This is a genomic window from Shewanella sp. MF08487, assembly GCF_050848685.1.
Taxonomy (GTDB): domain Bacteria; phylum Pseudomonadota; class Gammaproteobacteria; order Enterobacterales; family Shewanellaceae; genus Shewanella; species Shewanella glacialipiscicola.
This window is the reverse complement of sequence record NZ_JBOZPB010000004.1, coordinates 145,842-160,347: the sequence shown is the minus strand read 5'-3', so window position 1 is coordinate 160,347 and position 14,506 is coordinate 145,842. Positions and strand designations below refer to the sequence as shown.

Here is a 14,506-nt window from a genome sequence, read left to right as displayed (position 1 = left end):
TACGCGCGTAATTCAAGGTCATTAATTAAGGAATGGGTCACGTGAATCCTATTGTAAAGAGTTTTGAGTATGGTCAACATACAGTCACCCTGGAAACAGGTGTTATCGCGCGTCAAGCTGATGCAGCCGTTTTAGCCAGTATGGGTGACACAACAGTGTTAGTCACTGTTGTCGGTAAAAAAGAAGCCGATCTTGGTCGTGACTTTTTCCCTCTGACTGTTAACTATCAAGAAAAAACCTACGCAGCCGGTAAAATTCCTGGTGGTTTCTTTAAGCGTGAAGGCCGTCCTTCAGAAGATGAGACATTAATCGCTCGTCTGATCGACCGTCCAATTCGCCCTCTTTTCCCTAATGGTTTCAAAAACGAAGTTCAAGTTATCATTACTGTTGTATCTGTCGACCCACAAATCGAGCCAGATATCATCTCTATGATCGGTACTTCTGCTGCACTGGCTATTTCTGGTATTCCATTTAGCGGTCCTTTAGGGGCTGCACGTGTGGGTTACATTGATGGCGAATACGTGTTGAACCCAAGTGTTGAGCAATTAGCGACTAGCCAACTAAATTTAGTGGTTGCTGGTACCGCTGGCGCAGTATTAATGGTGGAATCAGAAGCCCAAGCATTACCAGAAGAAGTGATGTTAGGTTCTGTTGTTTACGGTCACGATCAACAACAAGTGGTTATCAAAGCGATTGCTGAATTTAAAGCAGAAGCCGGTAAACCAACTTGGGATTGGACTGCACCAGTACAAGATGCCGATTTAGTTGCCCAAATCAAAGCGCTTGCTGAAGCGGGTTTAGGTGATGCGTATAAAATCCAAGTTAAACAAGATCGTTATGCTCAAGTTTCTGTGGTTAAAGCCGCAGCAAAAGAAGCTTTGTTAGCGAGCAATCCCAATGTTGATTTACGTGAAGTAGACAACTTACTGGGTAGCCTAGAGAAGAAAGTGGTTCGTGGTCGCATCATCCGTGGCGAGCCACGTATCGATGGTCGTGAACCTGATATGATCCGCGCTTTAAGTGTATTAGCGGGCGTATTGCCACGTACTCATGGTAGTGCATTGTTCACCCGTGGTGAAACTCAAGCGCTAGTGACTTGTACATTAGGTACTGAGCGTGATGCACAGAAGATTGATAGCATCATGGGCGAACGTACTAACCGTTTCATGCTGCACTATAACTTCCCTCCATACTCTGTCGGTGAAACTGGCATGGTTGGTTCACCTAAGCGCCGCGAAATCGGTCATGGTAAGTTAGCTTGGCGCGGTATGAAAGCCGTTATGCCTTCAGCAGCCGAATTCCCATACAGTGTGCGCGTTGTATCTGAAATCACTGAATCTAACGGTTCAAGCTCTATGGCATCAGTATGCGGTACTTCACTTGCACTGATGGATGCGGGCGTACCAATCAAAACGTCTGTAGCCGGTATTGCTATGGGTCTAGTAAAAGAGGGCGATGATTTTGTTGTTCTTTCTGACATCTTAGGTGATGAAGACCATTTAGGTGACATGGACTTTAAAGTAGCCGGTACTCGTGGTGGTATTACTGCACTGCAGATGGATATCAAGATCGAAGGTATCACTAAAGAAATCATGGAAATCGCACTGCAACAAGCCTATGGCGCACGTGTGCATATCCTGAACGTGATGGATCAAGCGATTGGTTCACACCGTGACGATATTTCTGATCACGCTCCACGTATTACTATTATCAAGATCAACCCAGAGAAAATCCGTGACGTTATCGGTAAAGGCGGCGCAGTTATCCGTGCTTTAACTGAAGAAACAGGCACTACGATTGAATTGGAAGATGATGGTACTGTGAAGATCGCATCTTCAAATGGCGAAGCAACGAAAGAAGCGATTCGTCGTATCGAAGAAATCACTTCAGAAGTTGAAGTAGGTCGTATCTACGCGGGTAAGGTTATCCGTATCGTTGATTTCGGAGCCTTCATTAACATTCTGCCAGGCAAAGACGGTTTAGTGCACATTTCACAAATCAGTGATGAGCGTGTAGCTAACGTGTCTGATCATCTTGTATTGAACCAAGATGTGGCCGTTAAGGTAATGGAAGTGGATCGTCAAGGTCGCGTACGTCTATCAATCAAAGAAGCACAAACTAAAGAAGCCGCTGAATAGTGAGTCTTTGACTTAGTATCGGCAGACACTTTTTAAGTGATTGCATAAAAAGGAGATCGAATGATCTCCTTTTTTGTTTTTGATATTCAGAAACTCAGTATTAATCTCAATTCCCCAATAGCAGTCCTGTGATGGGATTGCTATCATGAACATTCTTCTGCGTATGTTGGGAATCTAAAAAGGTAGAAATGGATGAGTCTTAAAATTAGAACCGCTGTCGTTGCTGTGCTGGCGGGCGCCAGTCTGTTGTTAGCCGGATGCGCTACCACCCAGTCTCCTTTAGATAACCAAAATGATGTTGAAGGTAAATTGGTTATAGCCCCCGTGATGCCAGACTATAAAGTGGAAGTCACGTTAGCTAAGCTTAATGAGATTTTGTCTGCGGTCGAATTAAGTAATGAACAAAGAGCAAGGTTTCACTACGATCGCGGTGTGATCTACGACAGTGTAGGTTTAAGATTACTTGCACGGATTGATTTTATTCAAGCGCTGAAACTGCAACCAGATCTCGCCGACGCCTATAATTTTCTTGGGATTTATTACACTCAAGAAGGCGAGTATGACAGTGCCTATGAAGCGTTCGATGGTGTATTAGAGCTCGCGCCTAATTATGATTATGCTTATTTAAATCGTGGCATTGCCTTGTATTATGGTGGTCGTAATGATTTAGCCACTAAAGATATGCAAGCATTTTACGCAGGCGATAATACCGACGGTTATCGCGCATTATGGTTGTATTTAATAGCATCAAAAGATGATGCAGTTGAGGCTAAACAACAACTTATGGCGCATCGCCAGAATTTAGATAACGATGCTTGGTCTAGTGTAATTGTTGATTATTATTTAGGTCAAAAAAGCCGCGAACAGGTGTTTACTGCGGCTAAGGAAGGGCTTACCCATCCTAAAGAATATGCTGAACGTTTATGTGAGGCTTATTTTTATCTCGCTAAAATGTCGATAGAGATGAAGCAATACCAAGATGCTGCTAACTATTTCCGTCTGGCGTTGGCAACCAATATTCATGATTTTGTTGAACACCGATACGCGCGAATTGAGCTAGCTAAAGTCAAAGATTTACTCGAAGCTACAAAATAACCCTCTTTCGCCCGAGCTCATCTCGGGCTTTGCCTAGCCAAGCTTGAACTGAGGCGCTATAATTTGCGCCTTTTTAGCGATACTAGTGCATAGGTTAACATGTCAGGCAATAAAGTAGAGGTCGATAAACGTCGCACCTTCGCGATCATATCGCACCCCGACGCGGGTAAAACAACCATTACCGAAAAAGTGCTGTTATTCGGCAACGCTTTGCAAAAGGCGGGTACCGTTAAAGGCAAAAAATCGGGTCAGCACGCTAAGTCTGATTGGATGGAAATGGAGAAGGACCGTGGTATTTCTATCACGACGTCCGTAATGCAATTTCCCTATGGTGGCGCCCTCATTAACCTACTCGACACGCCTGGCCACGAAGACTTCTCTGAAGATACCTATCGTACTCTGACTGCCGTTGATTCTTGCCTTATGGTGATAGATTCTGCGAAGGGTGTGGAAGATCGTACTATCAAGTTGATGGAAGTGACTCGTCTGCGTGATACGCCGATTGTGACTTTTATGAACAAACTCGACCGTGATATCCGTGATCCTATTGATTTGATGGATGAAGTCGAACATGTACTTAAAATAGCCTGTGCACCGATTACTTGGCCTATTGGCAGCGGTAAAGAATTTAAAGGTATTTACCACATACTGCGTGATGAAGTGGTGTTGTATCAAGGTGGTATGGGCCATACCATCCAAGAACGCCGCGTGATTGCAGGGATTAATAATCCTGAACTGGATAAGGTTCTTGGCAGTTATGCCGTTGATCTGCGTAATGAGATGGAATTAGTGCGCGGCGCATCACATGAATTTGATCATAATGCTTTTCTTCAAGGTAAGCTGACGCCAGTATTTTTTGGTACCGCTTTGGGTAACTTTGGTGTGGATCATATTCTCGATGGGATTGTGGAATGGGCTCCTAAGCCATTACCGCGTGACAGTGATGTACGTAAGGTGATGCCTGACGAAGAAAAATTCACTGGTTTCGTGTTCAAAATCCAAGCAAATATGGATCCAAAACATCGTGACCGTGTCGCCTTTATGCGAGTGTGTTCAGGCCGCTACGAGCAGGGCATGAAAATGCACCACGTGCGTATTGGTAAAGATGTTAACGTTAGCGATGCATTGACCTTTATGGCCGGCGATCGCGAACGAGCTGAAGAGGCTTATCCTGGTGACATCATAGGCCTGCATAACCATGGTACGATCCGTATTGGTGATACGTTTACTCAAGGTGAAAAGTTTCGCTTCACTGGTGTACCTAACTTTGCCCCTGAAATGTTCCGCCGTATTCGCTTGCGCGATCCTCTTAAGCAAAAACAATTGCTCAAAGGATTAATGCAGTTATCAGAAGAAGGTGCTGTGCAGGTATTCCGTCCGCTCGATACCAACGATTTAATTGTCGGCGCCGTGGGTGTACTACAGTTTGAAGTGGTCGTAGGACGTTTAAAAAGTGAATATAATGTCGAGGCGATCTACGAGGGCATTAGCGTTTCAACTGCACGTTGGGTTTACTGTAAAGATGAGCGTAAACTTGAAGAGTTCCGCCGTAAGTGCAGCCAAAACTTAGCACTCGATGGTGGCGATAATTTAACGTACATTGCGCCAACGATGGTGAATTTGAACCTCGCTATGGAACGTTACCCTGATATAGAGTTTACTAAAACCCGCGAACATTAATCTCTTTAATTTATTGTGGTTGGTGAAATGGCGGTAATTTACCGCCATTTTTGTATCTGATTGACTGCACTGGACACTCTTATGGCCAATTGGGTTGCTAAAGCATGGCGAGCTTATATTCAGTGGTGTGACCATATGGGACTCACGCCTGAAAATCGTCATTGTTGTATGCCGCGTCTTGAAGATCCACCACTAGTGATTAAATCTCCTAAAATTACTGCACAGGCTCAAAGCACTCCGCTCTGCAAAGCGCATTTGAGCGGTAAAACGCCATCCGAGTGAGATATTTCTATGATAGATACCCACGCGCATATCGATTTTACGGAATTTGATGCTGACCGCAGTGATGTTGTGCAGCGAATGCACAGTGTCGGTATTAATAATTTAATCATCCCTGGCATATCACCTAGCCATTGGCAAAAACAACTCGCAGTCGCAAAACAATACCAATTTTATTACGCACTGGGCATACATCCTTGGTTCTGCCCAGAAGATGTTGATGCGAGTATCTTTGCATTAACATCCCAAGTGTCGGCGTTGCTCGAATGTCCTCGTTTTGTTGCTATTGGTGAATGTGGCTTAGATAAGCTTTATGTTTCAACTTGGCCAAGACAATTAGCTTTTTTCGAGGCGCAACTTCAGCTTGCCCAGTCATTAAACTTACCGGTTATCATCCACAGTGTAAAAGCCCATGCTGAGGTTTTAGCCTGTCTAAAAAAGCATCCATTACCTAGAGGCGGTGTGATACATGCTTTTTCTGGTAGCACAGAAATCGCACTTGAGTATATTAAACGAGGTTTTAAGTTAGGTATTGGTGGCTTGATCATGAATCCTAATGCCAAAAAATTGCTCAAAACCGTATGTGATCTACCTCTCGATAGCTTCATACTTGAGACTGATTCTCCCGCAATGACACCGATAAATGTAATTGAAAAACGTAATGAACCCGCTAACCTTGTACTATTTATAGACAAAATTGCAACTTTGCAAAAAAAATCAAGTGTTCTAATATCAGAACACTTGATGTCAAATTCAGTGCAACTGTTTGACCTTTAGTAGTTTTTAAATAAACAGGTGTTGATCGCACTTGGGGAGAGTACTAAGCGGTTGAAATTAAACTCCAAAAATATGATCAAAACGACGATTTTCGACTTTGCCTCGGGTATAATCTGACTCGGAAATAGGTTGATTAACAACATAATTAAAAAGTGTTAACAATAGGGTGATGGTTAATGAATATATTAATGAGTTTAGTAGGGGTGGTCACCCTGCTTTTGATAGGTTTCCTCCTATCGAATAACAAAAAAGCAATTAATGTGCGTACAGTGGGTGGCGCGTTAGCCATTCAGGCTGCCTTCGGTGGTTTTGTATTGTATGTTCCAATTGGTAAAGACATTCTGAAAAGTGTGTCTGATGCTGTATCTAGCGTAATTGGTTACGCACAAAGCGGTATTAGCTTCCTGTTCGGCGATTTAGCTAACTTCAAACTTGGCTTTATCTTCGCTGTTAACGTATTGCCAGTTATCGTGTTCTTCTCTTCTTTGATTGCGGTTCTCTACTATTTAGGTGTTATGCAGTGGATCATCCGTATTATCGGTGGTGGTTTACAAAAGGCATTAGGTACCAGCCGTACTGAATCTATGTCAGCAACAGCTAACATTTTCGTCGGTCAAACTGAAGCTCCACTAGTGGTTCGCCCATTCATTCCTACAATGACGCAATCTGAATTATTTGCGATCATGGTGGGTGGTTTGGCATCAATCGCGGGTTCAGTATTGGCTGGTTACGCGCAGATGGGTGTACCTATCGAGTATTTAGTTGCCGCATCATTCATGGCAGCACCAGGCGGTCTATTAATGGCTAAACTGATGCACCCTGAGACTGAAGTTGCTAAAAATGACATGAGCGATTTGCCAGAAGATCCTGATAAACCAGCAAACGTGTTAGACGCAGCTGCAGCCGGTGCTTCATCTGGCATGCATTTAGCGCTTAACGTTGGTGCTATGTTGTTAGCCTTCGTTGGTTTAATTGCAATGATCAATGGCATCATTGGTGGTATCGGTGGCTGGGTAGGTTTCCCACAATTGACACTAGAATTGATCCTTGGCTATGTGTTTATGCCTTTAGCATTCCTAATCGGTGTGCCATGGAACGAAGCATTAGTTGCCGGTTCTTTCATTGGTCAAAAAATCGTTATTAACGAATTCGTTGCCTACTTGAACTTTGCACCTTACATTTCTGATGCTGCAACGGCTTGTACAGCGGTAGCTGCTGATGTCGTTAAAGGTCTGCCGCTATGTGTTGCTGAAACGCAGGCTGTGATGTCACATAGAACTCAAGCGATTATTTCGTTTGCACTGTGTGGCTTTGCTAACTTATCTTCAATTGCGATTTTGCTTGGCGGTTTAGGTGCAATGGCTCCTAATCGTCGTCATGATTTAGCGAGAATGGGCATCCGTGCGGTTATCGCCGGCTCTCTTGCTAACTTAATGAGTGCAACAATTGCCGGTCTGTTCTTAAGCCTAATTTAAGACAGACTTGGGGTAATACCCCACTAACTAGGTCCTGACCATGCAGGGCAGGACCTAAGTTAATTCAACCATTTTCCAGTAGTGAATATTTCTCCAATTGAAGCAAACAGAATACCACTGCAATGTCGCTGTTATTCTGTGTTAAATGTTGTGATGACTCGATTAAGTTAATTAATCATTATTTAAAAGTCGCGACTTTGTTCACAATTAAGAATTTTGTGTTTGTGATTTTGCGCTAGATTATTGAGGTTTTCTTTAATTTAGGTAAAATGCAGACGCCACAAAAAGAACGCTACCCTTGATGGTAGTAAATAAGATAAATGGGGTTGATGATGAAAAACGTTAAAACTTTAGCTTTAGTTGCTACTGCCGTAGCAGCAATCTCTGGTAGCGCATTTGCCGCTGATCGTACTGATCTTCATGGTACTGATTACAAGTGGATGCAGTTCAATGCTATGTACTCTATTGGTGAAAAGCCAGATAACCCAGCATCAGGCGATCAACATAACTATTTAGAAATGGAATTTGGCGGCCGTTCAGGTGTATTTGATTTGTATGGTTATGTAGATATATTTAACCTAGCAAATGAAAAGACTAGCAACGGTGATAAAAATCCAGGCTCTGGTTCAAGCAAAATTTTCATGAAGTTTGCACCACGTGTTTCTATTGATGCAGTGACTGGTAAAGATTTATCTTTTGGTCCAATCCAAGAAGTGTATTTCTCTACTCTGTTCAACTGGGATGGCCTTGTCGGTGAAGGTGTTAACTCTACGTTCTGGGGTGTGGGTGCTGATGTAAACGTGCCTTGGTTAGGCAAAACAGGTATGAACCTGTACGGTTTCTATGACATGAACGAAAAAGAGTGGAATGGATATCAGTTCTCTGCTAACTGGTTCAAGCCTTTCTACTTTTTCGACAATAAGAGCTTCTTAGCATTCCAAGGTTATGTCGATTATCAATTCGGCGCTGACGAAGATAAAACTGCTTTCGTACCAAAAACCTCTAACGGTGGTAACGCATTCTTTGGTCTATACTGGCACTCAGATCGTTACGCTCTTGGATATGGTTTGAAAGGCTTTAAAGACGTTTATCTGTTAGAAGATGGTGCTGGTGCACTAGCTCTAGAATCAACAGGTTGGTCACACTACCTGTCAGCAACTTACAAGTTCTAATTTCTTGTAATAATTGTTGCTTATTGGAGCCGCATTATGCGGCTCCATTTTTGTTTTACCCTGAGTCTTTATCTAAACTTATTACCCTAAAAAATGTGTTTATGTAAAGGTTTATGTTTTTCTCGCGCTAAAACGGATTTTTCGCGGAAAAGTAGGAACAAGACTTTATTCGTATCCTCTCTTCCGGTCTTCAAGGATTCAAGTCGTGGTCACTTATATGTTATTTAAGTGTCAGGATGCTTATACTCTTAGGGAGTTAGGCAAGATTGAATACCTACAACAAGATAGTTTGTAACAGCAAATTACTCGGCACCGCCTGAAGGCTCGGCCATATAACAATAATCAAATAATGCCACCTCTTAAGCGTTGCTTTTGTGCAACTCATTTCTATTCATTTTATTTTTATTTTGGAGAGCAATTATGACTGATTTAAAAAAAACGGCACAACGCGCCATTGAGTTAATGGACTTAACGACGTTGAATGATGACGATACCGATCAAAAAGTCATCGACCTATGCCACAAAGCGAAAACACCTGCAGGCAATACTGCGGCTATTTGTATTTATCCTCGCTTTATCCCTATTGCACGTAAAACCTTAGATGAACTCGGTGCTGAAGATATTCAAATCGCGACTGTGACCAACTTCCCCCATGGTAACGATGATATCGCTATTGCAGTGCTAGAAACTCGCGCAGCAGTCGCCTATGGCGCTGACGAGGTTGACGTGGTATTCCCTTATCGCGCGCTGATGGAAGGCAATGAAACAGTTGGATTTGAACTCGTTAAAGCCTGTAAAGAAGCCTGTGGTGAAGTGTTACTTAAAGTCATTATCGAATCTGGCGTGTTAGCCGATCCCGCGCTTATCCGTCGTGCGTCTGAACTATCAATCGATGCGGGTGCGGATTTTATTAAAACCTCTACCGGCAAAGTACCTGTAAATGCCACGCTTGAAGCGGCTGAAATCATGTTGACCGTGATTAGCGAGAAGAATACCCAAGTAGGATTTAAGCCTGCTGGTGGTGTTCGTGATGCGGCGCAAGCGGCAGAGTTTTTGGGTGTTGCGGAACGTATTTTAGGTGCTGATTGGATCACTCCACGTACCTTTAGATTCGGCGCATCAAGCTTACTTAATAGCTTGTTAAATACCTTAGAATTAGCCGATGCACCTAAGCCAACTCAAGGCTATTAATCGTATATTGCGCTGATTAATACTATCAGCGTAAAGCGAATCTAATTAAGTGTGACCTAAATCTATTTGACGAACTCAAAACTTCGATAGTATCAACTTGTAACATTACTACCGTTTTGATGTTTCATTGCAAAGATAAGCACTGGTAATCCTATTGCTGGTGCCTATCTTGGAGGCAGTATCATGTTTCTAGCTCAAGAGATTATTCGTAAAAAACGTAATGGTTTAGCGCTAAGTTCTGAAGAAATCCAGTTCTTTGTTCAAGGTATCACTACCAATACCGTGTCAGAAGGTCAGATTGCCGCACTAGGCATGGCAGTGTACTTTAATGACATGAATATGGATGAAAGAATCGCTTTAACAACTGCAATGCGTGATTCTGGCACTGTGCTTAATTGGCAATCATTAGGGCTCAACGGCCCTGTTATCGATAAGCACAGCACAGGCGGTGTGGGTGATGTGATTAGCCTGATGCTTGGCCCCATGGCTGCGGCTTGTGGTGGCTATGTGCCGATGATTTCTGGGCGTGGTCTAGGTCATACGGGCGGGACTTTAGATAAGTTTGATGCTATTCCCGGCTATCAAACTGAGCCTTCAAGTGAGTTGTTCCGCAAAGTGGTTAAAGAGGTCGGTGTGGCCATTATTGGTCAAACGGGCGATCTAGTGCCTGCTGATAAACGCTTCTATTCTATCCGCGATAATACTGCCACTGTTGAATCTATCTCCCTCATCACAGCATCGATCCTGTCTAAGAAATTAGCTTGTAATTTAGACGCACTGGCGATGGATGTAAAAGTCGGCAGCGGGGCTTTCATGCCGACCTATGAGGCATCTGAAGAATTAGCTCGCAGTATCGCCGCCGTTGCTAATGGCGCGGGTACTAAAACGACAGCTTTGCTTACTGATATGAATCAAGTGCTTGCATCTTGTGCTGGTAATGCCGTTGAGGTGAAAGAAGCCATCGACTTTTTAACGGGGGTTTACCGTAATCCACGCTTGTATGAAGTCACTATGGGCCTTTGCGCTGAAATGTTGCTGCTTGGCGGTCTTGCAAGTAATGAAGCTGACGCTCGCGCTAAATTAAATCGTGTACTCGATAATGGCCGCGCAGCTGAAATTTTTGGCAAGATGATATCGGGTCTGGGCGGACCGGTCGATTTTGTTGAAAACTACAGTAAATACCTGCCTCAGTCACAAATCATTCGTCCTGTTTTTGCTGATATACAAGGTTATGCCCATAGCATGGATACTCGCGAGCTTGGTTTAGCTGTGGTGACCTTAGGTGGTGGCCGCCGTAAGCCTGGTGATGCACTCGATTATAGTGTTGGGTTAACCCAAGTGTGCGCCTTAGGCGATAAAGTGGATTCATCGACTCCGATTGCGGTTATCCACGCACAGTCTGAAGCCGCCTTCGCTGAAGCAGAAGCAGCGGTGAAAAAAGCGATTCACATTGGTGAAACCGCTCCAGAAAAAACACCTGAGATCTATGCCTATATTCGTGCATCGGATCTTTAAGGAAAGATTATGAAACGTACCATTATTATGATGTTGGACTCCTTTGGAGTCGGTGCTTCTGCAGATGCAGCAAGCTTTGGTGATGTCGGTTCCGATACTTTTGGTCATATTGCCAAGGCCTGTGCTGAAGGCAAAGCTGATATTGGCCGCGAAGGTCCACTTAAATTACCTCATTTATCGCGCTTAGGCTTAGGCCATGCCGCGATGGAAAGTACGGGTGCCTTTGCTCCTGGGTTTAGCGATAATGTTGAGCTGATTGGTGCTTATGGTCATGCCCAAGAGTTAAGCTCAGGTAAAGATACTCCGAGCGGTCACTGGGAAATGGCGGGTGTACCCGTACTATTCGAGTGGGGCTATTTTAGTGAGCATCAAAATTCTTTTCCTAAAGAATTAACCGATAAAATTTTAGCCCGTGCTGGCCTAGAAGGTTTCTTAGGGAACTGCCATGCCTCAGGTACTACTATTTTAGAAGAGTTAGGCGAAGAGCATATGCGCTCTGGCATGCCTATTTTCTACACATCAGCCGATTCAGTATTCCAAATCGCCTGTCATGAAGAAACCTTCGGTTTAGAAAACCTCTACCGTTTATGCGAAATTACCCGTGAAGAGTTAGAACCTTACAACATAGGTCGCGTCATTGCCCGCCCATTTGATGGTACTGGCCCAAGTGACTTTGCTCGTACTGGTAACCGTAAAGATTATTCGCTTGAGCCACCAGCAAAAACCGTCTTAGATAAGCTAAAAGAAGCGGGTGGTGAAGTGGTGAGTGTGGGCAAGATTGCCGATATCTATGCATATTGCGGTATCACTAAAAAAGTGAAGGCCAATGGCCTTGAAGCTCTTTTCGATGCGACGTTAGCCGAAGTTAAATATGCTGGCGATAACACTATCGTGTTTACTAACTTTGTCGATTTTGACTCTCATTATGGCCATCGCCGCGATGTAGCGGGATATGCTAAGGGGCTGGAATATTTCGATGCCCGTTTACCTGAAATGCTAGCATTATTAGGTGAAGACGATCTGCTGATTTTAACCGCGGATCACGGTTGTGATCCAACATGGCCGGGTAGCGATCATACCCGTGAATATGTGCCAGTATTAGCCTTTGGCGCTGGATTGAAAGCAGGCTCTTTGGGTCGTCGTAAAAGTTTTGCCGATATTGGCCAATCTATTGCGAGTCACTTTAAGCTTGAGCCTATGGCCTATGGCGAATCGTTTTTATAAGCAAGATTAGTATTGAGTTCGATTTGGCGGCTAAGATTTGCCGCCAGTAAACAAAGACTTAAGTCTTAATAAAATAAACAGGGGTTATTTCGATGGCAACACCACACATTAATGCTGTAGAGGGCGCATTCGCTGAGACAATGCTGTTTCCAGGCGATCCATTACGTGCAAAATATATTGCTGAAACATTCTTAGAAAATGTTGAGCAAGTGACTGATGTTCGAAACATGCTAGGTTTTACTGGTACTTACAAAGGTAAACGTATTTCAGTAATGGGTTCTGGCATGGGTATTCCTTCATGCTCTATCTATGCAACTGAATTAATTCGTGATTACGGCGTTAAGAACCTGATCCGTGTGGGTACTTGTGGTGCGATTAGCACTGACGTTAAAGTACGTGACGTGATCATCGGTATGGGGGCATGTACTGACTCAGCGGTTAACCGTTTACGTTTTAAAGGCCAAGATTTTGCCGCTATCGCTAACTATGAGCTGATGAATGCGGTTATCGAATCTGCGAAAGTTCGTGGCACTAAAGTTCGCGTAGGTAACATTTTCTCTGCGGACCTGTTCTACACTCCTGATCCACAAATGTTTGACGTGATGGAGAAGATGGGCGTATTAGGCGTAGAAATGGAAGCGGCTGGTTTGTACGGCGTTGCCCATGAGTTTGGTGCACGTGCCCTGTGCGTTGTGACTGTATCTGACCATATCCGTACGGGTGAAAAAACCTCTGCTGAAGAGCGTCAAACCACATTCAATGACATGATTATCATGACATTAGAAGCGGCGATTACGCTGTAATTATGAGGTAGTTGTTACTCTGTAACAATGTACTATAAAAAAAGGGTTCGCATTGCGAACCTTTTTTTATGGCGATTTTAGCGTGTTATCTATTTGTCTAGGTTTTGTCTAGGTTATTTAGCGCTTAACCCGTTGGATCGGTATCGATATCGTTGGGCTTTATTGAGGCTTGAGCTTCTACGTTAGCTTTCGCTGCATGGGTTATGCGGCGGACCGTTTTCACTTTAGGTTTCGCCTTAATGGGGGCTGCTTGACTCGCATCATCATTGGCGTTTTCAACTTGGGCACTCGTTTGTGACGTTTGTGCTTTTGTTGACGCTTTAGTCGCCTTTTTTTGTACGTTTATCTCATCTATAGCATCTATTACAGCTTTTGGCGTTTCAGTATGCTCAGCGGCTTTTGCTGCTATGGGCTGACCCTCGGTTGACACTTGCGCCGCTTCATGAGTGGTTTTTTCAGTAGGCTCTTTCACTACGGTTTTTTTCTTCGATTTCTTTGCTTTTTTCGGCGTTTTACGTAACTTTACGCGGGTGCGGCGGCGATCGAAGTCGGCGCGTTTGAAAGATAATGAGCGTGAAAGCAACATACCAATCAAGCCTGCAACGAGCAGCATAATTTGTTGCTGCTCCATGTTTAAATTATGAGCTTCTTTGATTTCGTTGAAAAATAATTTGGTATCCAGCCTAACTTCGACATAGCCTAAGTTTTTACCCTCTTGCAGCACAGGCTCCACATAAGGAGGGTATTTGCTGAGCAGCAAATTCATTTCTTCGGAGTCAGGGTCGATCACATCCTTAGTAATGCTTTGGGCGAAGGATAGCCGTATGCCTTGGTCACTGAAGATAGCGGCAGACATCACCTTAGGATCTTCCACCAAAGCGCTAGCAAGCCATTGCAGCTGCTCATCATTTTGTAGTTGTAGTGCGGGCGCAGCGCCATAGGCGGTTTGTTGCACCAGTAATCTTGCCATCTTTTGAGTTTGGCTCTTTAGAAGCAGCTGACCTTGTAGTAGGCTTGTTTGCCACAGCTGCACTAGGCCGATGATGAGGGCGAATGCCACAGCTATTTGGATCAGCCTACTGATTTTATGGCTTTTCTTTAGCCCTTTAAGATATAACACTTTGACCCTTAACATGTAGAGCGCTTACCTCATCATA

Annotated in this window: 12 protein-coding genes; 11 read left to right on the top strand and 1 reads right to left on the bottom strand. The window is 43.8% G+C overall.

The window, feature by feature from the left end:
* The first annotated feature begins 41 nt into the window (after positions 1-41).
* The 11 genes from pnp to deoD all read left to right on the top strand — a co-directional run bounded on the left by pnp (position 42) and on the right by deoD (position 13,349).
* Complete coding sequence (gene pnp / locus ACRN9H_RS04485) at positions 42-2,138, top strand: polyribonucleotide nucleotidyltransferase (protein ID WP_076496420.1); 2,097 nt, start codon at positions 42-44, stop codon at positions 2,136-2,138.
* 192 nt (positions 2,139-2,330) lie between these two features.
* Positions 2,331-3,233 (top strand): lipoprotein NlpI, encoded by a 903-nt coding sequence (gene nlpI, locus ACRN9H_RS04480; RefSeq protein WP_220773228.1) that lies wholly within the window; start codon positions 2,331-2,333, stop codon positions 3,231-3,233.
* A 99-nt stretch (positions 3,234-3,332) separates the two neighbouring features.
* Positions 3,333-4,913 (top strand): peptide chain release factor 3, encoded by a 1,581-nt coding sequence (prfC, locus tag ACRN9H_RS04475; protein WP_432312627.1) that lies wholly within the window; start codon positions 3,333-3,335, stop codon positions 4,911-4,913.
* Between the two features lie 81 nt (positions 4,914-4,994).
* Complete coding sequence (locus ACRN9H_RS04470) at positions 4,995-5,195, top strand: hypothetical protein (protein WP_432312626.1); 201 nt, start codon at positions 4,995-4,997, stop codon at positions 5,193-5,195.
* Positions 5,196-5,204: 9 nt separating this feature from the next.
* Positions 5,205-5,969 (top strand): TatD family hydrolase, encoded by a 765-nt coding sequence (locus ACRN9H_RS04465; protein WP_432312625.1) that lies wholly within the window; start codon positions 5,205-5,207, stop codon positions 5,967-5,969.
* Between the two features lie 176 nt (positions 5,970-6,145).
* Entirely contained in the window at positions 6,146-7,444 is a 1,299-nt protein-coding gene (locus tag ACRN9H_RS04460) for a NupC/NupG family nucleoside CNT transporter (protein WP_432312624.1), read from the top strand.
* 332 nt (positions 7,445-7,776) lie between these two features.
* Positions 7,777-8,616: an outer membrane protein OmpK gene (locus ACRN9H_RS04455; protein WP_432312684.1), complete on the top strand. Its 840-nt coding sequence runs from the start codon at positions 7,777-7,779 to the stop codon at positions 8,614-8,616.
* 420 nt (positions 8,617-9,036) lie between these two features.
* The gene (deoC, locus tag ACRN9H_RS04450) at positions 9,037-9,807 is read left to right on the top strand and encodes a deoxyribose-phosphate aldolase (protein WP_220772862.1); all 771 of its coding nucleotides are present in this window, start codon (positions 9,037-9,039) and stop codon (positions 9,805-9,807) included.
* A 183-nt stretch (positions 9,808-9,990) separates the two neighbouring features.
* Positions 9,991-11,322, top strand: coding sequence for a thymidine phosphorylase (gene deoA / locus ACRN9H_RS04445; RefSeq protein ID WP_220772863.1), 1,332 nt, complete (start codon positions 9,991-9,993; stop codon positions 11,320-11,322).
* Between the two features lie 9 nt (positions 11,323-11,331).
* Positions 11,332-12,546, top strand: coding sequence for a phosphopentomutase (locus ACRN9H_RS04440; protein ID WP_432312623.1), 1,215 nt, complete (start codon positions 11,332-11,334; stop codon positions 12,544-12,546).
* Between the two features lie 92 nt (positions 12,547-12,638).
* Positions 12,639-13,349, top strand: coding sequence for a purine-nucleoside phosphorylase (gene deoD, locus ACRN9H_RS04435; protein ID WP_006086929.1), 711 nt, complete (start codon positions 12,639-12,641; stop codon positions 13,347-13,349).
* A 124-nt stretch (positions 13,350-13,473) separates the two neighbouring features.
* Here the strand turns inward: deoD and ACRN9H_RS04430 are convergent, their stop codons facing one another.
* Positions 13,474-14,484: a YtjB family periplasmic protein gene (locus ACRN9H_RS04430; protein WP_432312622.1), complete on the bottom strand. Its 1,011-nt coding sequence runs from the start codon at positions 14,482-14,484 to the stop codon at positions 13,474-13,476.
* Positions 14,485-14,506: the final 22 nt, after the last annotated feature.